A 19,817-nucleotide genomic window follows, 5' to 3' on the forward strand; every position below is an offset into this window, starting at 1 on the left:
TGTAAATATTGCCCTTTTTTTTGTAAGGATGTTCTCACTATGCCTGGCTTTGTCTACGCTTATTTTATGGTGCGAAATTAGATTTGCATAAGATGTGCCAGAAAAGCAGCATTTTTACACAACAAAACAGCAATATAGCGAGTAAAGAGGATTTTATGGAATGGAAGGTTGTTGAGACTATTGCGAGCCCGGAAAGCGGAACCATCTTTTGCAAAGTTGAAACACAGTATGGCCTGAATTATATCCTGTGGTTAAAGGGAGATTATTACGTTCGTACAGGTGAAATCATCACCACTTCAAACCAGGGGATCCTGATTAACGATCGGCGGCGTAGAGTATGGATAGCGCAGGCAATGCCCTTTACATCAATAGGCTGGATGGGGTTCAAACAGAAAAACGCGTGTCCAGGCAACCGACAGAAGATGGATCGCCCGTGCACGGCTGAAACCCCGTGCCAGTTCAAACTTTGCCCGTTCGGCTTAAAACGGTATATTCCGGAAAGTTATTCCACGGCAAAAAATAACATTCAGCCTGACGGCAGGCTCTAATCCCGGCAAAACAGATAATGTGACGTGAAATGTCGGCTCGATGATGTAAAGCAGCCCCCTTTCCAGGTGGAAAGGGGGAAGGCGATTACTTCAGCTCGTCAACCATAGCGATGGCACGTCCAATATAGTTTGCCGGGGTCATCTCTTTCAGGCGCGCTTTTTCTTCTTCTGGCAGCGCCAGACCGTCGATAAACTGTTTCATACCTTCAGCATCAACGCGTTTACCGCGGGTCAGCTCTTTGAGTTTCTCGTACGGTTTTTCGATGCCGTAACGACGCATCACGGTCTGAATCGGCTCCGCCAGCACTTCCCAGTTATGATCCAGCTCGTCCAGCAGACGGTCGCGGTTAACTTCCAGTTTGCTCACACCTTTCAGGGTGGACTGGTAGGCGATCAGCGCGTAGCCAATACCTACGCCCAGGTTACGCAGCACCGTGGAGTCAGTCAGGTCGCGCTGCCAGCGAGATACCGGCAGCTTGCTCGCCATATGCTGCAACACGGCATTCGCCAGACCCAGGTTACCTTCGGAGTTTTCGAAGTCGATTGGGTTCACTTTGTGCGGCATGGTGGACGAACCGATTTCCCCGGCGATGGTCTTCTGCTTGAAGTGGTTCAGGGCGATGTAACCCCATACGTCACGATCGAAGTCGATCAGGATGGTGTTGAAGCGCGCAATGCAGTCAAACAGCTCGGCGATGTAGTCGTGCGGCTCAATCTGGGTGGTGTACGGGTTCCACTGGATCCCCAGAGAGGTCACAAACTCTTCGCTGAACTGGTGCCAGTCCACTTCCGGGTACGCGGCGATGTGGGCGTTATAGTTACCCACCGCGCCGTTGATTTTGCCGAGGATCTCAACCTGCTCCAGCTGACGATACTGGCGTTCCATGCGGTACGCCACGTTCGCCATCTCTTTACCCATGGTGGATGGGGTTGCTGGCTGGCCGTGAGTACGGGACAGCAGCGGAATGTCGCGGTATTCCACGGACAGCGCTTTCACCGCATCAATGATTTTACGCCAGTAAGGGAGTACTACCTCTTTCCGCGCGGTAGAGAGCATCAGCGCGTGAGACAGGTTGTTAATATCTTCAGACGTACAGGCGAAGTGAATAAATTCAGATACCGCGTGCAGGGCAGGGACGCTTGCCACTTTCTCTTTCAGGAAGTATTCAACCGCTTTCACGTCGTGGTTGGTGGTGCGTTCGATGGTTTTAATGCGCGCGGCATCTTCTTCGCTGAACTCAGCAACGATTTTATCAAGGTAATCGTTTGCCTTTGCGTCAAAAGCAGGAACTTCCTTGATTGCTGTCTGGGCGGCCAGCTTTTGCAGCCAGCGTACTTCAACCTGAACACGGAACTTCAGCAGGCCATATTCGCTGAAGATCCCGCGCAGCGCGCTGACTTTATCGCCGTAGCGTCCATCGACAGGGGATACGGCGGTCAGTGAGGATAATTCCATAATTCGCAACTCCGGGAGGTTAACAATGAGCAAGAATTTGTTTTGCCTGAGTCGTCAGGCGATGACGAGAAAACATTAACTGTAGGCGGCCACCGCCGACCTGTTGCCACAGCACGGCGGCACGGATGCCTGCCAGCAGCGAAGCGCGTACCTTCGCCTGTACCTGTGGGCTTTGCAATACGGCAGGCGAACCGGTGACCTGAATACGCGGGCCGAGCGGGCTAATCACGTCAACGTAGATACCGGCCATCGCGCTGAGCAGGGTCTCAGACTGGAGGTCAAAGTGGTCGAGCTGGCGCTGTAGCCCGGCGATGCGGTCGCCCAGGGTATTCATTGCGCCTTTTGCCGCATTAAGCTTACGTTCCAGCACCATCAGGCTTAAGGTGTAGCGGGTCAGTTCCGCGTTCAACCCCTGACGGTTGCTGGCGTTGAGCACGCCGAGCAGAGTTTCAAGACCGAGACGAAGATTGGTTTCACTGCCGCCAAAGACGCCCAGCGTTGAGCCTGGGTTAAGATCGATAACGCTGTTGAGTGAAACGTGCAGGGCATCAGCGTCGCAATGACCCTGATGCGCCAGCTGTTGCACCAGACGGGCTGACTGGCAAATTCCCGCCAGCGCCAGGGTGATGTCATAATAGTTCTTCGCCACACGGTCTCCTTTATGTGTGCAAACGGTTTAAACAGCAGGCAGCGGCAGGCGCTGTTCAATGATCCCACCGCCGAGGCAAATTTCGCCGCTGTAGAAAACAGCAGACTGGCCAGGGGTAACGGCGGAAACCGGCTCGTCGAAACGCACGTCAATGCGATCGTCATCCAGTGCGGTTACGGTGCAAGGGATGTCCGTCTGGCGGTAGCGCGTTTTCACTGTGCAGCGTAGCGTGCCTTTCAGCGGCTCGCGATCGACCCAGTGCAGCTGTTGCGCGATCAGTCCAACGGACATCAGGCGCGGGTGGTCGTGACCCTGAGCCACAACCAGAATATTGTTTTCGACGTCTTTGTCGACCACGTACCACGGATCTTCGCTGCCCTCTTTGGTGCCGCCGATACCCAGACCTTTACGCTGGCCGAGAGTGTGGTACATCAGCCCCTGGTGCTGACCAATCTCATCGCCGTCAACGGTGACGATTTTGCCCGGCTGTGCAGGCAGGTAGCGCCCCAGGAACTCGCGGAATTTACGCTCGCCGATAAAACAAATACCGGTGGAGTCTTTTTTCTTCGCGGTGATCAGATCCAGATCTTCAGCAATCTTACGCACTTCCGGCTTTTCCAGCTCGCCGACCGGGAACAGGCTCTGGGCAATCTGTTCGTGGCTCAGCGTATAGAGGAAGTAGCTCTGATCTTTGTTGCCGTCCAGGCCGCGCAGCAGCTGGCTTTTGCCATTCACATCCGCGCGACGCACGTAGTGGCCGGTCGCAATGTAGTCTGCGCCCAGGTCTTCCGCGGCGAATTCCAGGAAGGCTTTGAATTTGATCTCTTTGTTGCACAGGATATCCGGGTTTGGCGTGCGGCCCGCTTTGTACTCTTCGAGGAAGAGTTCAAAAACGTTGTCCCAGTATTCTGCGGCAAAGTTAACGGTGTGCAGTTCGATGCCGAGCTTATCGCACACGGCCTGCGCATCGGCGAGATCCGCAGCGGCAGTGCAGTATTCCTCGCCATCGTCTTCCTCCCAGTTCTTCATGAACAGGCCCTCCACCTTATAGCCCTGTTGCTGCAACAGGTAGGCGGAAACGGAGGAATCGACACCGCCGGACATGCCGACGATTACTTTTTTCTGGCTGTTATCTGACATGGAATACTCACGACATTGAACTTCAAGGCGGCGTATTCTATCACGCCCCCCCACCATTGACACCCTCTGTAAACGGCCAGTTAAATTCTGCAATGACATCCAGCGGCAGGCGCGCCGCAGACTGCCAGCAGCGGATGCTTTCCGCCACCAGCGGCGAACGCAGGTTTGGCGCGTTCAGGATCTCCTCGGCAGTCACCCACAGGCAGCGATCGATATCGTCGTCGTGCGGTTCAGTGGCGCACGTTTCGTTAAGTTCAACGGCGAATAAGAAGCGCAGGAAAGGCGTCTGGTCAGGCGCTATCCACTGATGCATACGGATAAAATGCTGCGGTTCGGCGCGGATACCCGTCTCCTCCCACAGCTCACGGGCTGCCGCCTGGCGTAAGGTTTCATTGGCTTCAAGATGCCCGGCAGGCTGGTTCCACAGCGCTTTGCCATTGATGGTCTCTTCCACCACCAGGAATTTCCCCTGCGCATGGACCACGCAGGCGACCGTAACATGAGGTTTAAACATCAGATCTCCTTAGGGGTAACATCCCGCCATTCACCGTTTGCCAGCGAGTCCAGCGTGTAGCTGCCCATGGCATAGCGAATGAGTCGCAGGGTAGGGAAGCCCACATGCGCAGTCATGCGCCTGACCTGTCGGTTGCGGCCTTCATAAAGGGTGATTTTAAGCCAGCTGGTGGGAATGGATTTCCGCTCACGAATCGGCGGGTTGCGCGGCCACAACCACTCGGGTTCATTCACGCGCTCAATACCAGCCGGCAGGGTGGGACCGTCGTTCAGCGTTACGCCGTTACGCAGTTTTGCCAGCGACGCGTCGTCCGGCTCGCCTTCAACCTGCACAAAGTAAATTTTCCCGGTACGCTTGCCCGGCTGAGTGAGCCTGGCCTGGAGCACGCCGTCATTGGTGAGCACCAGCAACCCTTCGCTGTCACGATCCAGACGTCCCGCCGCGTACACTCCCTGAACGGAAATAAAGTCCTTCAGCGTGCTGCGCCCTGCCTCGTCGGTAAACTGTGGCAATACATCGTAGGGTTTATTGAACAGTATGACCCGCGTTGGCTGGGGTTCTGGCGTTTTTCTGGTGGCTTGTCGTGAGCTGAATCGCTCAACCCGGTGTTTTCTAAAAGAAGTTTTCGTCATGGTATTTTCAGGCGTTATCAATTGCCGCATTATAGCCTAATAACGAAGACCTTTCATGGCGTCGGACAATCAGGTACTATCGGAAGGCTCATTACAATTTATTAACATAAGATCAGTAACAACCAGAAGCGCTCGAAGGAGAGGTTAATGGAAAGCAAAGTAGTTGTTCCGGCGGAAGGTAAAAAGATCACCCTGCAAAACGGCAAGATTAACGTTCCTCACAACCCGATTATCCCGTTCATTGAAGGCGACGGTATCGGCGTAGACGTTACCCCGGCAATGCTGAAAGTGGTTGATGCCGCTGTTGAGAAAGCCTACAAAGGCGAGCGTAAAATTTCCTGGATGGAAATTTACACCGGTGAAAAATCGACTCAAGTTTATGGCCAGGACGTCTGGCTGCCAGCCGAAACGCTGGACCTGATCCGCGACTATCGCGTTGCTATCAAAGGCCCTCTGACCACGCCAGTTGGCGGCGGCATTCGCTCCCTGAACGTGGCGCTGCGTCAGGAACTGGATCTGTATGTGTGTCTGCGTCCGGTGCGTTACTACCAGGGCACCCCAAGCCCGGTTAAGCACCCGGAACTGACCGACATGGTTATCTTCCGTGAAAACTCAGAAGACATCTACGCCGGTATCGAATGGAAAGCGGACTCTGCTGATGCAGAAAAAGTGATTAAATTCCTGCGCGAAGAGATGGGCGTGAAGAAAATTCGCTTCCCTGAGCATTGCGGCATCGGCATCAAGCCATGCTCCGAAGAAGGGACCAAGCGTCTGGTGCGTGCCGCCATCGAATACGCTATCACCAACGATCGTGACTCTGTGACCCTGGTTCACAAAGGCAACATCATGAAGTTCACCGAAGGCGCGTTCAAAGACTGGGGCTACCAGCTGGCGACCGAAGAGTTCGGCGGTGAACTGATCGACGGCGGCCCATGGCAGAAAATTAAGAACCCGAACACCGGTAAAGAGATCATCATTAAAGATGTGATTGCCGATGCGTTCCTGCAACAGATCCTGCTGCGACCTGCTGAGTATGACGTGATCGCCTGTATGAACCTGAATGGTGACTACATCTCCGATGCGCTGGCAGCACAGGTGGGTGGTATCGGTATCGCCCCGGGCGCGAACATCGGTGACGAGTGCGCCCTGTTCGAAGCAACTCACGGTACTGCACCTAAATACGCAGGCCAGGACAAAGTCAACCCAGGCTCTATCATTCTGTCCGCAGAGATGATGCTGCGTCATATGGAATGGTTCGAAGCCGCAGACCTGATCGTTAAAGGTATGGAAGGCGCGATTAACGCGAAAACCGTAACCTATGACTTCGAACGTCTGATGGAAGGCGCTAAGCTGCTGAAATGCTCAGAGTTTGGCGACGCGATTATCGCGAATATGTAATCCAGACTCTGGGTTAAACAAGAACGGGAGCCGATTGGTTCCCGTTTTTATTATTAGCTTTCGAATGGTTATCAAAATTTTATCAAAACGAGTTATCAAAATTTCAATGTCCTATCCATTAGCTAGTCATCTGGATAGTGTTCCACTTACGTCAGGAGCGATTCGACAGAAGCATATCTGATCAAGTCTGCTATGATGCTAGACCTCTTTTTTTTACATGCTATTATCCTCATAAGCTATTGCTAGTTAGATGATGGATCAAACCCAATGTCAGAAAAAAATGATTATGCGAAAGTTGTAAGTAAACTGACCACCTTCCGTTCGCACTCAAGTGATTTACTCGAATCTCAAATGGGTCTTATTGAAAAAATTCTTAATAATGTACAAGATTTATTCGATAAAAACTTACAGAATCTTTCTGAAGTAGAACGTGGTCGATTAGAATTCTATAATGATGTTCTACCTGAAATGAAAAAATGTTTGGCAGTTTCAGGTAAATTTACTGAATCAACAACAAAAGATTATGCCCAGGCCTTAAAGCTACTTTCGAAAATGAATGGAGGTAGCAATAATGGCTAACACGGATTTCTCAGATTTAACAGATTTATTAGAAGAGCTTTCAACTAATTCTAAAAAGTCTGATAATGTTGCCGAAGAAGCAGAAGAAAACGCATTAAGTTCCAGTGTGCGTGAAAGCAAGACTCGTAGTGCATTAACCATTTCATTTTTAGTGGGCTTTTTTGTTTTACTGGTCTTTTGCTTTATTTTTGTTTTTTGGTACAACGCTTATGCAGTTGATTGGTTACTCAAATTGAAAGAAAAAGGAATTGAGAATCCCTCTGAATTAATAAGACCACTTGAAATTGATAAAGTACTCTCGATTGTTATTAGTGCTTTAGGTACTTCGCTCGGTTTTATAATTGGCTATTACTTTAAAGAAAAATCAAAATAGTTAATTAATGATCTTATTAACTAAGGAAATTTAAAGCTTCCTTAGTTAATTGATTTTTCGAGAGTTTTCACTTAAATTCCAACAGTTATCCAATCTTTACCGCGATCATCATGGTAACTAGCTGTCTGATTTGGGGATTTGTGCCCCAGCAGTTTTTGTGTATTTACCCCCTGAACTTCGTATAGACGCTCTGCTAAAGATCGTTGTTCGTGGAAAGTAGCTGGGGTGCCGTCTCCCCAATTTATCTCTGCTTTATCACGGGCCTTACTGAAATTCATTGTTATGGTATTCGACTTCACCTGCGCTCCACGTTCTGCCATTGAGGTTGCCCGGAAGAAGTGGATTAGGTATGGACTCACTGCATAGTCACGGCAACGTGCAACTACATCTCTCAAACTCCAGTCAATCGCGTTAAGTCTAAGTGATAGTGGGATCGCAAGCTTGCTCCCCGTCTTCTCCTGTACGACATGCAGATGGTGATCCCAAATATCGCTAAACTTCATGTTGGAAATATCCCCGAGGCGCTGACCAGTAACGAGCGCCAATAGCATTGCATTTCCCATGTATTGATGGCGGGCATCAGCTATCGCGAAAATCTTTTTCCATTCGTCGAGGTTTAGACGTTGTCGGCTAATCCGCCGACGCGGTTGTTTTGTAGCAAGGGCCGGGTTATAACCCGGCGGTACCTCGCCATAATGTTGGGCTTCCTTGAAAACATCGATTAAAACAGAGCGGATTACCTGGGCCATCCTTGGTTGACCTTCTGCAACATAGGACTCCAGTATCTGGGCAACATCCCGAACATCGACGGATGAAATCAATTTCATTCCCACGCTCTCACGAAGTAGGGCTACTGGTTTAGCCTTTTGCTTATGAGTGTTCGGCTTGATATCACCATTCTCCAGTCTTTCATCCTGAATTTTCCAATAACGATCTAACCACGTATTTGTTGTTATAGCCTTTCCTTTGCTGGTGGCGATCTTGTCACTGATAGCCAAAACCTGCCTGGTGCGCTGTTCAGCTAGTCGCTCATTAGCTTCGATTGCTATTGCTGTTGCTTCAGCCTCGTTAGTTCCGAGGCTGTGAAATTTACCAGTAACAGGATGCTTATAGCGCCAGTAGATTTTATTTACCTTACGACTGTAGAGCGGATAAAGATTAGGTATCTTGACGTTGTTTTTACGTGGTCGGGCAGCCATCAGACAGTATCCTTTGAAGCATAGGCGAATCAGATTTTTTAATCACAGGCTGGGTTAAATTACCTGTAATCTCGGCATCTTCTCTTACCCGCCAGTATCTTCCTTCTTTGGTAGCTGGGGGAGTGAACATGCTCTCTTTAGCATATCGACGTAAAGTATTCAGACTTGGGGGATTACTCCGGTATTTTTCCGCAGCCCATTCTTCTAAAGTCAGCATTTGAAGCATGTGATTTACCTCATAATGGCCCATATCAGGGCCATTTTCTGAAATTAAAAAATCAGTGTTCAGTCAGACGCTGCCAGATTGCTGACACGTATTTGACCTGATGAAGAGCATCCGAAATAGCCTTGTGAGGTTCTCCATCAAATGGGATCTCATAGCGAGGCTCGCAGCCAACGGCTTTACCCAACTCGACAACAGTTCTTACATCCCGGTTATTCCAGAATTTCCATGGGCAGGGGATCCCCGTACGGTCATAAGATGCCTCAAGCAGGACATTGTCATAAGTGGCACCATTACCCCAGACCTGAACAGAATCAGGGCCGTTAACCGCATTCTCTCCTATAAACTCATTCAGCTGCAGTAATGCATCATCGAGCGGAATAGCGTCATCCATTACCAACTCAGAGCGCGCTTCGGGCGAAGCTTTTAGCCAGAAGATAATGGTAGATGCATCCGGAACTCCGCCGCTGGCCATGGCAGATTCCAGGCTAATCACTTTGTAAAATTCCGAACCGGTATTACCTGTAGATGGATCAAAGAACACGGCCCCGATAGATACGACTGGTGAATCAGCTTTTTTACCAAAAGCTTCAATATCGATCATAAGGTGTGTATAGAGCATTTCATGCTCGGTATAATTATGATGACCGGAATCATTATTTATGGAAGTTGTGCTGCTATAAGTTTCAGTAGCGCCTGCGCCTGAGATAATTTCTTCCGTGCCTTCTGATAACGCAGTACCGTCCGGGGTTTCATCATTGCCAGTTTCTTCCATCTGCACATTATCAACGTACTCCGCCGCGGTATTTTGTTGGACATTTACAGCGTTGCCGGTGGCCAGCCCTTCAATAGAAAAAAGACCATTACCAACTTTTTCGAGAACCGGCAGCGTGCCGCCATCGACTTGTGCACCTTCATTCTGGCCACCAGTTTCAAAAGCAGAATCAGTCACTATCTCGTTTGTCCAGCTCACCTCAGGGTTATGGCGCGCAGCCGCAAGAGTTTCGTCTGATGGAGCAGAATGATCGCTTTCAGTCAGGTTCGCGTTAATGAATCCGCTGAGACGTGCCGGATACAGGTAATGCTCTGGGTGAGCGCTGCGGATAAGTGCAAAGATAGCTGCACGCGAGTAGTCCAAAACACCCGGAGTTGCGCGAAGAGCTCTAGACCATTCTTTGAATGGACTTTCTTTTTTACTAACGATCTCTTTTGCCCGACGGAAAACACCACCAGGGATATCATAAATGTTGAAATCCATTGGTAACGTGGCCAGCGCAATCTCTAAATCGAGAGTGTCGAGATCATGTTTAAGGTCAAGGTTTCTGTCGGTCTTGTTGCCTCCGCCAGCATTCGTACCGCTTTCAGTACGCTGTATTTCTGCAATGCGATTGCCTTTGGCCCATTCTTTTACCAGCAGGCCGCGGTCAATGTAATCAGTCGCCGCCCAGATTCTGGAGAATCGGAGAACCAAAGCGAGTTCGTCACGCTTTTCCTGGCTGAACACTTTGCGAATGGCGTCGGTATAGCGCCACAGGTCTTTGGTGTCGTAACCCTTAACCTGTTCGCAGTTTTCTGCCGCCAGCAGCAGGTTCTGGACATAACTATTGTCAGTGTCCATCTCCAGCTCGCTGATACCTTCGTATTCATCGCGTGTAATGTGGTGGCGCAGTTCGTTGGAGTTGAACTGGGCGAGTAGCTGCTTGCGAAAGGGCATGCGAACGACTGGATAACGTGTGGTCTCGTCATCATTCTCGTCAATCTGGATACCGTTATCAGGTTTGAGATCATGACCAGTTGTAACGTCGGCGTCGCTTGTGCTTTCTGATTTGAGAAGAGCAAGCTTTCCGCTTCTCCACTCTTCAACTAACTGATTGCGGTCGCCGGCATCTGCTCTCGCCCAGTCAGCCATGAATGCAGCGATATTTTCAGTTTCGTGAACTTCATCTGGCGCGAATACCTGCTTAATCGCCTGAACGAGTTTCCACTCAGCGTTCAGGCTGAGTTCGGTAACTTCAGGGATGTCGTTCTTCGCCAGCAGCAGGTTCTGAAGATAGGTGTTGCCTTCATCCAGTGACATTTCGCTGGCAGCCAGCTGCTGCTCTTTTGTGATGCGTGATTGATACTTGTCGCTGGTCAGGTGAACGGCAAAACGTACTGCTGGAGTGCGGTTTTCAAGAGGGACAGTCTCGACGGTAGTTTCGACTTTAACGGTGGTTTCCGGTGCGGCAGAGTTGACCACGGCTCCAGTCGACTCAGCACCAGCCTTTGGCAGCCAGGTGCGTCCATCGTCTTGGAGTTCGTAGCGTTTGCACCAGGTGTAATCCACTTTGCATTCTTCCGGCAGGTCGTTGTAAACAGGGAAATCGGTACGGATAGGCTTGCTATAATCCTTGCCCCGGCCGGTTTCAATGCCAGCATCTTCCAGCTCTACATCCAGCTGCAAATTGGCTCGCGCTTCTGATTTAGCCGTGAACCAGATAACGGCATCTTCTTTGCCGGATTTCTGTGTTGCCTTGATTAAATGAAAGAATTCCATATCGGGTCCTTAATTTTGGTTGTAAGATACCCGCAGCTAGTGATTGCCGCCTTGGGTAGTGGTCATTGGTCAAAACTCGATTCCGGAAAGCTTTGGTCGGCTGACCGGGTACTTAACCCGCCTTGCGCGGGTTTTGTGCTTTATGAAGCGGTGGGATCGCCTTTTTGAGCCAGGGCGTAGCAAATGCGGCGGACTACCGCCCAAAAATAGGGCAGATGTACGGCCTGGCACCGTGCTGGTTTTCTAGCGAAATCGGTCATAGTTGATCTTCTCCTGTTAATGCCTGCCTTTTAACCACCTCAGTCTCGGTGGTATGCTGAAATCTGAAATCAGCCTGCAAGGACATAAAAATGGCAACCCGTCCAATAAGTGTTTATTGGTTCAAAAACCGCGACCAATATGATTCCTGCATAGAGTTACTGACAGATTCGTGGGTTCTACCTGACGATTACCGGGATTGGCTTATCCGTTTCAATCAGATGATTGATCGTTATGAACGCAGCGGTATCGAGGTTATCAAAGTAGAGATAGAGCCCAACGAGTTCACCAACTGGTGCCTCGCCAACGGGTGTGAAATAAGCACCAAGAGCTGCAACGACTTCGCTGTTTTCCATGGCGGAAGCCAGTCGCTCCGCTACAGAGATTCTGATGGGGGATATGAGTAAACAAGCTCGCCCTTCAATTCTGAATATTTCGATATGCATTATTTCCTACCTTGATAGTTAACCCCTATGTCGGGTGAACCAGGGGTGTTAACTCATTTCGCCTTATCGCCGGCTAGCGGAACGTTAAACCTGCTGCGCGATTGTCTTGCCATCTCATCCGGTGTTTCGTATGCCGCCGGCAGCTACTTCGTGGGCGTCCTGCCTTGATGACTGATTTTCTAAAATCAGGCTACAAATAAATATGTCACAGGTCAATACTTAACTGATATAAATAATTGTAGTGATGATTTTATAGGAGGGCTGAGGAGATACTAGAGGCAAAAAAAAGGCCGCAAAATGCGGCCTTTAGAGTGTTCTTTATCAGTCTTTGGTTGGAGCGGGCTCAATCTTCCGTTTGCTGAGAAATTCAGCCATAAATTTATCGAGCTCTTCGAGGCGGTCGCTGGCCAGCTGTATGAACCTGGTTTGTTCAACTTCAGGTAACTGATCAAAAACTTCCAACAACGCAGCTTGTTTCTCGTTCAATACCGTTTTGCTTTCGCTGGTTGCCTTAAGATGCGCCTCTTCTTCATCAGATAAAAAGAACCAATACAGTGGCTTACCTAATGCTTCCGGGAATAAAGCCAACTTTTCCTTGCGAGGGAAATTACCTGTATTGCACCAGTTACTAACCGTTTGTGAGTTTACCCCCACTCTGCGGCCCAGCTCAGATTGAGATATCCCGGCTTCATCAAGAGCTCGTAACAGTCTTTCTTCGAAGTTCATGTTCGTATCCAAATCAAACCCATAAGCAAGCATACAAACTTTCTTATCAGATGTGATTGATTAAGTTTCTTGACATTGACAAATTATTTATCAATCATGTGATTCATAAATTGGGAGGAAGCATGAAAGAACACATTCAACAAAAAATTATTTCGCTGTGTGGCAGCCAATCAGAACTGGCACGCCGCTTAGGTAAAAACTCGCAGACTGTATCTGTCTGGTTTCGTACTCAGGTAGCAAGCACAGAGGTTTTAAACGCATGCAGAGCTTTGGATTGGGAAGTCATCCCGCATGAATTACGTCCAGACCTCTATCCCAACGCAACAGATGGTTTACCTCAGAAGGAGGCTTAATCATGCAGTCAGCTACATATCAACATCATAACCAACGCCTGGCCGGACCGCTGAAAACTCAAAATCAGTTTATGGCGCATCGGCGAGATAACCTTAAGCACCGTTCAATACAAGCTGCAGTGCGGGAATGGGAATCCACTTTGCCCGGCCAGGCTCAGGAAAAGATCGCTCAGCTGGTGGCAGAGCAGTGGGCGAAGGAAGGGGGCCGCGGTATCGCGGTCAACAAGCAGAATTTATTCCGGTATCTGAAAAACGAAGGTGGCTCGGAAAAATACGCCGCTTACGTCATGCAACTGTCGGGGGCAATTATCGCCTCTATGCCCATTGAGATCGCCAGAAAGCATGGCCTCAGTAATGCCAGAACGGAAGCCGAGCTGGTGGCGAGCGCTATCAAAGAATGCAGTGAGGCGCATCAGGCGAAGTTGCTAGGCGCACCGCTACAAAAGCTTGAGAAGGAGATCCGCGAAGCGGCAATCGCCTTGTTCAACATGTTACCTGCTGATGCGGCGGGACCACTACTGGCGAGTATCAGCGCCGTAGCGCCGCAATTTTTTTAATCGAGTTTTGACCAATGAATTCAACCCGGAGGCTTCATGAGCATTGATGCAATGCGGTGGGCCAAGAAAGTTAAGACCGGAAAATCCTCCAGTAAGGCGATCCTGACTTGGCTGGCTGATATGTGCGGCGCTGACTTGTGCGCTTATCCATCTGTCGCTGCGCTTGCAGAGGCTACTGAGATGGACAGAAAGACGGTGCTTGCAGGCTTGCAGCATCTGCAGGAAATGGGCCTGGTTGTCGATACAGGTGAACGGCGCGGCAGGACAAAGCAAATTCCTGTGTACAAGTTGGTCGGTGTTGAGGAAAGCATCCCCGATGCCGAACAGACCCAAAACCGGAACTCTTTAAAGGATCCCAAAAACGGGACGGTTAATTTGAACCGTACCGAAAACGGAACTGTTAATACAAACAGTGCCATTAACGGGACTATTTCAGGTGATAAGGGTACCAAAAACGGGATTGTTAACAGTTCAGATTTTAACCAAAGAGTACCGTTTTTCCCTTTAAACAGTCCCAAAAACGGGACACGGAATCTACCAAGGAACCATAAAGATCTAAACCCCACATATAGAGAACTGGTCGAACCTGTTATTCCTGATTATCCGGATCAGCCAGGTATCGGAATTGGGCAACAGCAGCCATTCGGCAAATTCCGGATGTTTAAAAACTGGAATCCAACAGCCGACTTTGCTCGACAGGCAAATCTGTGGGGAATGCCGATCAAGGCGGGCATAAATATCGAAGCCGAGCTGAGCAGCTTCATCGCTTACTGGCAAGCCGAAGGGAAAGTGTTTCATCAAATTCAATGGGAGCAGAAGTTCGCTCGCCACCTGGATCGCGCAAAGGTTCTGAAAGCACCACAAACGGGAGGTACCGATAATGCATCAGTTCGACCACAGCCAGCAGCATCCCGGGCTGTTCAGCAAATACAGTCAGCACACGCAGAGTGGCGACGCCGGAACGGACTTGATGGCGACGGAGACGGCGTGGCGGTTATGGCAGGTGATGGGGGAAATCTTCTCGAACCGCTGGACGCAGAAGAATGGGGCAGAACCCACGGCCCTGTGGATAGCTCAGATAGGTTCGATGACTGAAAACCAGATCAAACTGGTTTGTCAGCAATGCATGGACCGTTGCGCAGTAGGTAATACATGGCCCCCGGATCTTGCTGAGTTCGTTTCACTGGTTTCAGAGAGTGGTGCCAATCCGTTCGGGCTGACATCTGACCGGGTGATGAATGAATACCGTCGCTGGCGTAACGAGTCGTATCTTTTTTCGGGTAGTGACAAATACCCCTGGCCTCAGCCGGTGCTCTATCACATCTGCATCGAAATGCGCAGAACTGGTGTTGAGCGTCAGATGACCGAGGGGGAACTTAAAAAACTGGCAAAGAAGTTATTAACCAAATGGACGAAGCAAGTAAGCAACGGGCTTTCAGTTCCACCAATCCGTCGACAGCTAGCTGCACCGCAGCATCCGGCAGGACCAACTCCGGCACAGCTGCTGATGGAAGAATACCAACGCCGTAAAGCGGCAGGTTTAACGAACTAATCGAGTATTGACCAATGACCAAAGCATTAACACAAAAAGAGAAGGTGGCGGTATTTGTGCGCTATCAACCGAACTGCGCCGTTGGCGATGTTTCCGAAGCGCTGGACTTGGCTGGCGGCACAGCGGGCAGGTTGCTGCGTGAACTCAGTGACGAAGGCGTGATCATTCGATCACGTGATAGCGTTCAGTACACATACAGGGCGGTATCACACGCGGATATTCCAGACGTTATCATCCCGTGCATGGTGGAAAAAAGTGATCCAGTAAGGATGCAGGCTGCTGAGCAGAAAGCGAAGTCACTTGAGGATAAGGGGCTATGGCGAAGAGCTGCTGCGGTGTATTCAGAAATGTTTGGCATAGCTGGTAGTGCTGTTGAGGTCGCCCGTATCGCCAAGCGTCGTAAAGACTGCCTGCGCCAAGCGGGGAGGGCGTAACCGATGCCGAGACCAAAAACACAGAGTGAACGCAATCAAATCATTTCAAGGATCATTGAGTTGGTGAAAAAGCATGGCCGTATCACGACGAAAGAAGTCGTTGCGATGTTCGATCTGCATCGCACCACCGCAGAGAAATACATACGAATAGCCATTGCACGGGACGAATTGATCCGTTACGGTCGTTGCGGCATTTTCCGTGACCAACGAGCAATTATCGATTTCGACCTGAAACGCTTCTCACACACCAGAAAGTAAGGTGAATGTAGAAGAGAATGCCGCTTAACCGCGGCATCTCTACGCTCATGAAGGTCCGCTTTGAGCGCACGGCGGACATTTGATTAATGTCAGCAATCACATTTTCTAACTCCACCTAACTATTGTGAAGTCTGTAAAAGAGGAAGGTAAAAGCTCAGCTGGCGGTAAATCGTACTCGGTTAAAGCCTGGAGTTTTACCGAATGTTGAAGCAGGCAAAGCGGCGCGTTCTTGCTCGATGCCGACCGCCAGTCCCCTATATCTGGTACGTCTCCCTTCTGAGAGAGGCACAATATATAGAGCTATGAGCTGTATCAGGCCGATTCGATAGAATTGGCGTTTTACCGAAAGGAAAGAAAAAAATCAGGGGCGGTCAGGTCGTGAAATGTGAACAACGTCCCTATGTACAAGAAGCGGATGCTGCTGAAATCACAAAATGTCAGTCGAGCAGGAACAGATAAATTGCAAGTCGCCCGATTTTTGATATATTGAAGATGGTTTATGGGCAGATTTTGGGTCGCGTTTCGCGATCAGTGAAAAAAATGTCCGATAGGATTGCCCTTTCAGGAACTCATTGTCCTGGCGCTACTTAGATTCTTGTCAAGTTTGCGTAAGAGTGCCCATAAACCTTTTCAAATGGTGACGTATAGTGAATAGACTTTTATTATTAAAATCGGCAAAGACAAAGCCGGACTTAGCAAGGATTTTAGGCGTCAAGCCCTCTGCATTAACGCATTGCTTATACATCGTCAAACCTGAAAATCAATACGTAAAATTCGAGATCCCCAAGAGAAATGGGGGTAAAAGAATTATCAGCGCTCCCTCAGGTATGCTAAAAAAACTGCAATCCTCCCTTTCAGATTTATTACTTGACTGCTTGGATGAAATCATCTTTCTGAAGTTCCCAGATTCAGAGATAACGAGGCAAAAAGCAAAGAATTCTCCTTTTTTAAAAGTGAAGTGCTCTGGCTCAGAAATAAAACAGCCCTCGCTTTCGCATGGATTTGAAAGAAAACGTTCAATTATTACCAACGCAATGATGCATTTAGGGAAAAAGCATGTTTTCAATATCGATTTAGAAAACTTCTTCGGTAGTTTTAATTTCGGAAGGGTGAGAGGTTTTTTCATTAAAAACGGAAACTTTTTGCTTGAACCAGAAATAGCTACGGTGATTGCAAAAATAGCCTGTTATAATAACGAACTGCCCCAGGGCAGTCCGTGTTCACCCGTCATTTCTAATTTAATCACCCATACTTTAGATATCAAATTAGCGGCGGTCGCCGCAAAGCATTCATGTACGTATACGAGATATGCAGACGATATAACCTTTTCAACTAGGAGGGAAAGTTTATCCTCTTCTGTAGCAAAATCAGATGATCATACTTTTGTTGCAGGGAAGGTCATCAGAAGAGAGATTGCCCGTTCAGGATTTTCGATTAATGAATCGAAAACGAGAGATCAATACAAAGACTCCCGGCAGGAAGTTACGGGGTTAGTTGTAAATAAAAAACCAAATACTAAAAAAGAATACTGGCGGCTTGTTCGCGCTCAGTGTAATCATCTCTTTAACACGGGCGAGTTTAAAGAGACGATAAATGGCGCTGAGGTGACTGGCAATATTCACAGGCTCGAAGGGAAACTGACTTTCATTGACCAAGTTGATCATTATAACCGGCTTCGTCAGGGTGAAAAGTTAAATCCTAAGTATCATTTAAAAAAAGACGCCATCAGAAAAAGTAACCCTTCAAGAAGGCGTTATTTACATACGTCCAGAGAGACAACATTTAGTAAGTTTCTTTTTTATCGCTGGTTCTATGGTAACACTAAACCTACGATTCTTACTGAAGGTCAGACTGATAATATTTATTTAAAATCAGCAATATGGAAGCTCGCAGTCCAATTCCCTAAACTGGCAACTGGGAAAAGCGCCAAAGAGCCTTATAAGACTTTAACTCAGTTTTTCAAATATAATGAGCGAACCCGATACTTATTAGAGCTTTTTGGTGGTGGCGATTATCTGAGGGATTTTGTAGCCAATTATAAAACATTGTTTAATACTTACAAAGCACCTAAACCATTGCACCCAGTAATAACATTCGTGGATAATGACTCCGGCCCTGTTAACCTTATTAATGATGTTAAAAGAGTTAAGGGTATTAATATTTTCCCAGCGGGTCTAAGTGTGGGCGATATCCGTCAGTCTGAATTTGTTCATATTTTTTGCAATCTTTATCTGGTGCTCACTCCTCAGCAAGCGGGAAGTTCTGAGACTGATATTGAGTATTTCTTTAGTGATGCTGATCGGCTCAGGGAACATAAAGGAAAGCGTTTTAATACGGTCGCTGACCGTGACAAAGTTAATGACTTAAGTAAAGAAGCATTTGCGACGCATATTGTTAAGGCGCAGAAAGGTATTATTGATTTTTCACGGTTTACTCCTCTTTTAGAACGCATAGAAAAAGTGATAGATCACTATAATTCAATGAAGTGATATCGCTTATAGCAGGTGGATATCAAATCCAGGTACTGGTAAGGTTTTGATTGTCGGTAAACTGCGGGTTTTAGCGAATGCGTTCGAACAAGAAGTATCAGTCTGATTTTGGCACGGAACGGACTGGCAAACTGGGCAGGGGCCCACTGTGAGAGAGGAGATGACACCCTGTTTCACAAAAAGTAGTATTGTTCTACAAGCAGTTTTCATAATGAGGTTTTATGAAAATAAGAAGGTTCCGTAATGGGGATGAAATCTCATTATTTAACGTGTTTTATTCTTCTGTACATACCATCGCATTACACTACTACACACAAGAACAAATTGATGCTTGGGCCCCGGCAGAAATCGAACAGGAACAATGGGCCAATCACATGAGGGAACTATGCCCTTTTGTCGTAGAGCTCGATGGTGAAATAGCTGGATATGCAGATCTCCAACCAAATGGGTTCATTGACCATTTTTATGTCTCAGGAACCTATTCAGGACAGGGGGTAGGGACATTACTAATGAATTGCATTCATGAGGAAGCTAGGCAACATGGAACTAGTGAGCTTACTTCAAATGTAAGTAAGGCTGCGGAAGCGTTCTTTCTACGACACGGCTTTCATGTAGTGGAGAGAGGTTTTCCTATTTGCCGTGGAATTACATTAGAAAATGCACTGATGCGAAAACATTTGGCAAAATAATAATTAACCTGCAGCAGGAAGCATTGTTTGCCTGGTTGAGCTCAACAAACCAGTACAATGAATGTTCGATCCTTGCACACAGGGGACTTATATGGCACAGCCAAAAGTTACATACTGTGATAAGTACTTGAAATATGATTTAAATCGTTGATTTAAATTCCTTTTTTAATAGGGCGTAAACAAATGTATTCTCATATCTTTGCTCGCCTTCATCCGTAATAAATGAAACAAACTCTTTAAAGCAACCCTCCTGTCGCATACCAAGGCGGGAGCACAATCTTTGAGAGGACAGATTGTAGTCTTCAACGTACGCATAGAGACGCCTTGCCTGTTTCACGTTAAATAAATATTTAAACAGGGCCCCAACTGATTCTGTTGCATACCCGTACCCTTCATAGCGCTGATTGAAGTGCCAACCTACGGACCACGTATTAGCATCTGGCTCGCCACTATTTTCTGCAAACAGATGGCCAATAAGGAGGTCGGTGTCTTTGAGGCAAACAGCAAATTGGCTTGGATCTTTTGCCCTTCTGCATACTTCGTCTACGGCATCCTCAACTGAGTTGAGCGTTTCATCCTGAAAACAGGGAGTACGTGGCGAAGACAGATAATCCAGAAGTGCTAAAGCATCACTCTCTTTAAATGAACGAAGAATGAGTCTGGGTGAAGTGGCTATTGTCATGGCTTGTCGATTCTATTAAAGGTTAGTTATATAGTGCTGATTTAATGAAGAATTTATTGGGTGGATAACACTTGCTTCGACATTACCGTCCACTGTCTCGTTTGTAAACAACATAATCATACTTTA

The 19,817-nt window shown here is 48.2% G+C and carries 23 protein-coding genes; 13 read left to right on the forward strand and 10 right to left on the reverse strand.

What is annotated here, in order from left to right; all coding sequences use genetic code 11:
• Positions 1-92: 92 nt before the first annotated feature.
• The gene (locus KTH07_RS06095) at positions 93-548 is read left to right on the forward strand and encodes an anti-adapter protein IraM (RefSeq protein WP_075606871.1); all 456 of its coding nucleotides are present in this window, start codon (positions 93-95) and stop codon (positions 546-548) included.
• A gap of 85 nt (positions 549-633) precedes the next feature.
• Here the strand turns inward: KTH07_RS06095 and purB are convergent, their stop codons facing one another.
• The 5 genes from purB to rluE are packed head-to-tail and all read right to left on the reverse strand — an operon-like array spanning position 634 to position 4,969.
• Positions 634-2,004, reverse strand: coding sequence for an adenylosuccinate lyase (gene purB / locus KTH07_RS06100; protein ID WP_017693620.1), 1,371 nt, complete (start codon positions 2,002-2,004; stop codon positions 634-636).
• Positions 2,005-2,023: 19 nt separating this feature from the next.
• Positions 2,024-2,653, reverse strand: a complete 630-nt coding sequence (gene hflD, locus KTH07_RS06105) for a high frequency lysogenization protein HflD (RefSeq protein ID WP_006809213.1) — start codon at positions 2,651-2,653, stop codon at positions 2,024-2,026.
• A gap of 27 nt (positions 2,654-2,680) precedes the next feature.
• Positions 2,681-3,793, reverse strand: coding sequence for a tRNA 2-thiouridine(34) synthase MnmA (gene mnmA / locus KTH07_RS06110; RefSeq protein ID WP_032103856.1), 1,113 nt, complete (start codon positions 3,791-3,793; stop codon positions 2,681-2,683).
• A 40-nt stretch (positions 3,794-3,833) separates the two neighbouring features.
• Positions 3,834-4,307 (reverse strand): NUDIX hydrolase, encoded by a 474-nt coding sequence (locus KTH07_RS06115; RefSeq protein ID WP_032619915.1) that lies wholly within the window; start codon positions 4,305-4,307, stop codon positions 3,834-3,836.
• Positions 4,307-4,969: a 23S rRNA pseudouridine(2457) synthase RluE gene (gene rluE, locus KTH07_RS06120; protein WP_032619914.1), complete on the reverse strand. Its 663-nt coding sequence runs from the start codon at positions 4,967-4,969 to the stop codon at positions 4,307-4,309. Before rluE ends, KTH07_RS06115 begins: the two co-directional genes overlap by 1 nt.
• Before the next feature lie 117 nt (positions 4,970-5,086).
• Between rluE and icd the strand changes: the two genes are divergently transcribed.
• The 3 genes from icd to KTH07_RS06135 all read left to right on the forward strand — a co-directional run bounded on the left by icd (position 5,087) and on the right by KTH07_RS06135 (position 7,289).
• Positions 5,087-6,337 carry an NADP-dependent isocitrate dehydrogenase gene (gene icd, locus KTH07_RS06125; protein WP_003857898.1) on the forward strand — a complete coding sequence of 417 codons (1,251 nt, stop codon included), beginning with the start codon at positions 5,087-5,089 and terminating at the stop codon, positions 6,335-6,337.
• A gap of 267 nt (positions 6,338-6,604) precedes the next feature.
• Positions 6,605-6,916, forward strand: a complete 312-nt coding sequence (locus KTH07_RS06130) for a hypothetical protein (protein WP_047364296.1) — start codon at positions 6,605-6,607, stop codon at positions 6,914-6,916.
• Complete coding sequence (locus KTH07_RS06135; RefSeq protein ID WP_047364297.1) at positions 6,909-7,289, forward strand: hypothetical protein; 381 nt, start codon at positions 6,909-6,911, stop codon at positions 7,287-7,289. The genes KTH07_RS06130 and KTH07_RS06135 overlap by 8 nt, the downstream gene beginning before the upstream one ends.
• A gap of 71 nt (positions 7,290-7,360) precedes the next feature.
• Here KTH07_RS06135 and KTH07_RS06140 read toward each other — a convergent pair whose 3' ends face one another.
• Genes KTH07_RS06140 through KTH07_RS23580 form a run of 3 tightly spaced genes read right to left on the reverse strand, consistent with a single transcriptional unit; the run spans position 7,361 to position 11,247 of the window.
• Positions 7,361-8,488, reverse strand: coding sequence for a site-specific integrase (locus tag KTH07_RS06140; RefSeq protein WP_075606872.1), 1,128 nt, complete (start codon positions 8,486-8,488; stop codon positions 7,361-7,363).
• Positions 8,469-8,714 (reverse strand): excisionase, encoded by a 246-nt coding sequence (locus KTH07_RS06145; RefSeq protein ID WP_071785721.1) that lies wholly within the window; start codon positions 8,712-8,714, stop codon positions 8,469-8,471. Before KTH07_RS06145 ends, KTH07_RS06140 begins: the two co-directional genes overlap by 20 nt.
• Before the next feature lie 52 nt (positions 8,715-8,766).
• Positions 8,767-11,247: an exonuclease gene (locus KTH07_RS23580; RefSeq protein WP_075606873.1), complete on the reverse strand. Its 2,481-nt coding sequence runs from the start codon at positions 11,245-11,247 to the stop codon at positions 8,767-8,769.
• A 350-nt stretch (positions 11,248-11,597) separates the two neighbouring features.
• Here KTH07_RS23580 and KTH07_RS06160 point away from each other — a divergent pair, with 350 nt between their 5' ends.
• Positions 11,598-11,912 carry a hypothetical protein gene (locus KTH07_RS06160; protein ID WP_072044439.1) on the forward strand — a complete coding sequence of 105 codons (315 nt, stop codon included), beginning with the start codon at positions 11,598-11,600 and terminating at the stop codon, positions 11,910-11,912.
• A 360-nt stretch (positions 11,913-12,272) separates the two neighbouring features.
• On the opposite strand, the gene KTH07_RS06165 is transcribed toward KTH07_RS06160, so the two are convergent.
• Positions 12,273-12,710, reverse strand: coding sequence for a helix-turn-helix domain-containing protein (locus KTH07_RS06165; protein WP_080317437.1), 438 nt, complete (start codon positions 12,708-12,710; stop codon positions 12,273-12,275).
• A gap of 89 nt (positions 12,711-12,799) precedes the next feature.
• Here KTH07_RS06165 and KTH07_RS06170 point away from each other — a divergent pair, with 89 nt between their 5' ends.
• From KTH07_RS06170 to KTH07_RS06200, 8 genes are all read left to right on the forward strand, one after another.
• Positions 12,800-13,030, forward strand: coding sequence for a YdaS family helix-turn-helix protein (locus tag KTH07_RS06170; RefSeq protein WP_075606874.1), 231 nt, complete (start codon positions 12,800-12,802; stop codon positions 13,028-13,030).
• 2 nt (positions 13,031-13,032) lie between these two features.
• Entirely contained in the window at positions 13,033-13,587 is a 555-nt protein-coding gene (locus KTH07_RS06175) for a toxin YdaT family protein (protein WP_075606875.1), read from the forward strand.
• Between the two features lie 36 nt (positions 13,588-13,623).
• On the forward strand, positions 13,624-14,682 hold the full coding sequence (locus tag KTH07_RS23430) for a DnaT-like ssDNA-binding domain-containing protein (protein ID WP_042863368.1): 1,059 nt from the start codon (positions 13,624-13,626) through the stop codon (positions 14,680-14,682).
• Positions 14,594-15,139, forward strand: a complete 546-nt coding sequence (locus KTH07_RS06180; protein WP_126530046.1) for a replication protein P — start codon at positions 14,594-14,596, stop codon at positions 15,137-15,139. The genes KTH07_RS23430 and KTH07_RS06180 overlap by 89 nt, the downstream gene beginning before the upstream one ends.
• Before the next feature lie 14 nt (positions 15,140-15,153).
• Positions 15,154-15,573 carry a PerC family transcriptional regulator gene (locus KTH07_RS06185; protein ID WP_075606877.1) on the forward strand — a complete coding sequence of 140 codons (420 nt, stop codon included), beginning with the start codon at positions 15,154-15,156 and terminating at the stop codon, positions 15,571-15,573.
• A gap of 3 nt (positions 15,574-15,576) precedes the next feature.
• Positions 15,577-15,831, forward strand: a complete 255-nt coding sequence (locus tag KTH07_RS06190) for a DUF977 family protein (protein WP_023315833.1) — start codon at positions 15,577-15,579, stop codon at positions 15,829-15,831.
• 647 nt (positions 15,832-16,478) lie between these two features.
• Entirely contained in the window at positions 16,479-18,320 is a 1,842-nt protein-coding gene (locus KTH07_RS06195; protein ID WP_075606878.1) for a retron Ec67 family RNA-directed DNA polymerase/endonuclease, read from the forward strand.
• A 221-nt stretch (positions 18,321-18,541) separates the two neighbouring features.
• Positions 18,542-19,009, forward strand: a complete 468-nt coding sequence (locus KTH07_RS06200) for a GNAT family N-acetyltransferase (RefSeq protein ID WP_075606879.1) — start codon at positions 18,542-18,544, stop codon at positions 19,007-19,009.
• A 139-nt stretch (positions 19,010-19,148) separates the two neighbouring features.
• Here KTH07_RS06200 and KTH07_RS06205 read toward each other — a convergent pair whose 3' ends face one another.
• Entirely contained in the window at positions 19,149-19,691 is a 543-nt protein-coding gene (locus tag KTH07_RS06205; RefSeq protein ID WP_075606880.1) for a GNAT family N-acetyltransferase, read from the reverse strand.
• Between the last annotated feature and the right edge of the window lie 126 nt (positions 19,692-19,817).

Source organism: Enterobacter cloacae complex sp. ECL72 (assembly GCF_019056635.1).
In the GTDB taxonomy this organism is placed as follows: Bacteria; Pseudomonadota; Gammaproteobacteria; order Enterobacterales; family Enterobacteriaceae; genus Enterobacter; species Enterobacter hormaechei_C.

Bases quoted from the DNA above. Each gene is read 5' to 3' on its own strand.
- KTH07_RS06095 (WP_075606871.1), top strand. From the start codon at position 93: ATGTGCCAGAAAAGCAGCATTTTTACACAACAAAACAGCAATATAGCG.
- purB (WP_017693620.1), bottom strand. From the start codon at position 2,004: ATGGAATTATCCTCACTGACCGCCGTATCCCCTGTCGATGGACGCTAC.
- mnmA (WP_032103856.1), bottom strand. From the start codon at position 3,793: ATGTCAGATAACAGCCAGAAAAAAGTAATCGTCGGCATGTCCGGCGGT.
- KTH07_RS06115 (WP_032619915.1), bottom strand. From the start codon at position 4,307: ATGTTTAAACCTCATGTTACGGTCGCCTGCGTGGTCCATGCGCAGGGG.
- rluE (WP_032619914.1), bottom strand. From the start codon at position 4,969: ATGCGGCAATTGATAACGCCTGAAAATACCATGACGAAAACTTCTTTT.
- icd (WP_003857898.1), top strand. From the start codon at position 5,087: ATGGAAAGCAAAGTAGTTGTTCCGGCGGAAGGTAAAAAGATCACCCTG.
- KTH07_RS06130 (WP_047364296.1), top strand. From the start codon at position 6,605: ATGTCAGAAAAAAATGATTATGCGAAAGTTGTAAGTAAACTGACCACC.
- KTH07_RS06135 (WP_047364297.1), top strand. From the start codon at position 6,909: ATGGCTAACACGGATTTCTCAGATTTAACAGATTTATTAGAAGAGCTT.
- KTH07_RS06140 (WP_075606872.1), bottom strand. From the start codon at position 8,488: ATGGCTGCCCGACCACGTAAAAACAACGTCAAGATACCTAATCTTTAT.
- KTH07_RS06145 (WP_071785721.1), bottom strand. From the start codon at position 8,714: ATGCTTCAAATGCTGACTTTAGAAGAATGGGCTGCGGAAAAATACCGG.
- KTH07_RS23580 (WP_075606873.1), bottom strand. From the start codon at position 11,247: ATGGAATTCTTTCATTTAATCAAGGCAACACAGAAATCCGGCAAAGAA.
- KTH07_RS06160 (WP_072044439.1), top strand. From the start codon at position 11,598: ATGGCAACCCGTCCAATAAGTGTTTATTGGTTCAAAAACCGCGACCAA.
- KTH07_RS06165 (WP_080317437.1), bottom strand. From the start codon at position 12,710: ATGCTTGCTTATGGGTTTGATTTGGATACGAACATGAACTTCGAAGAA.
- KTH07_RS06170 (WP_075606874.1), top strand. From the start codon at position 12,800: ATGAAAGAACACATTCAACAAAAAATTATTTCGCTGTGTGGCAGCCAA.
- KTH07_RS06175 (WP_075606875.1), top strand. From the start codon at position 13,033: ATGCAGTCAGCTACATATCAACATCATAACCAACGCCTGGCCGGACCG.
- KTH07_RS23430 (WP_042863368.1), top strand. From the start codon at position 13,624: ATGAGCATTGATGCAATGCGGTGGGCCAAGAAAGTTAAGACCGGAAAA.
- KTH07_RS06180 (WP_126530046.1), top strand. From the start codon at position 14,594: ATGGGGGAAATCTTCTCGAACCGCTGGACGCAGAAGAATGGGGCAGAA.
- KTH07_RS06185 (WP_075606877.1), top strand. From the start codon at position 15,154: ATGACCAAAGCATTAACACAAAAAGAGAAGGTGGCGGTATTTGTGCGC.
- KTH07_RS06190 (WP_023315833.1), top strand. From the start codon at position 15,577: ATGCCGAGACCAAAAACACAGAGTGAACGCAATCAAATCATTTCAAGG.
- KTH07_RS06200 (WP_075606879.1), top strand. From the start codon at position 18,542: ATGAAAATAAGAAGGTTCCGTAATGGGGATGAAATCTCATTATTTAAC.
- KTH07_RS06205 (WP_075606880.1), bottom strand. From the start codon at position 19,691: ATGACAATAGCCACTTCACCCAGACTCATTCTTCGTTCATTTAAAGAG.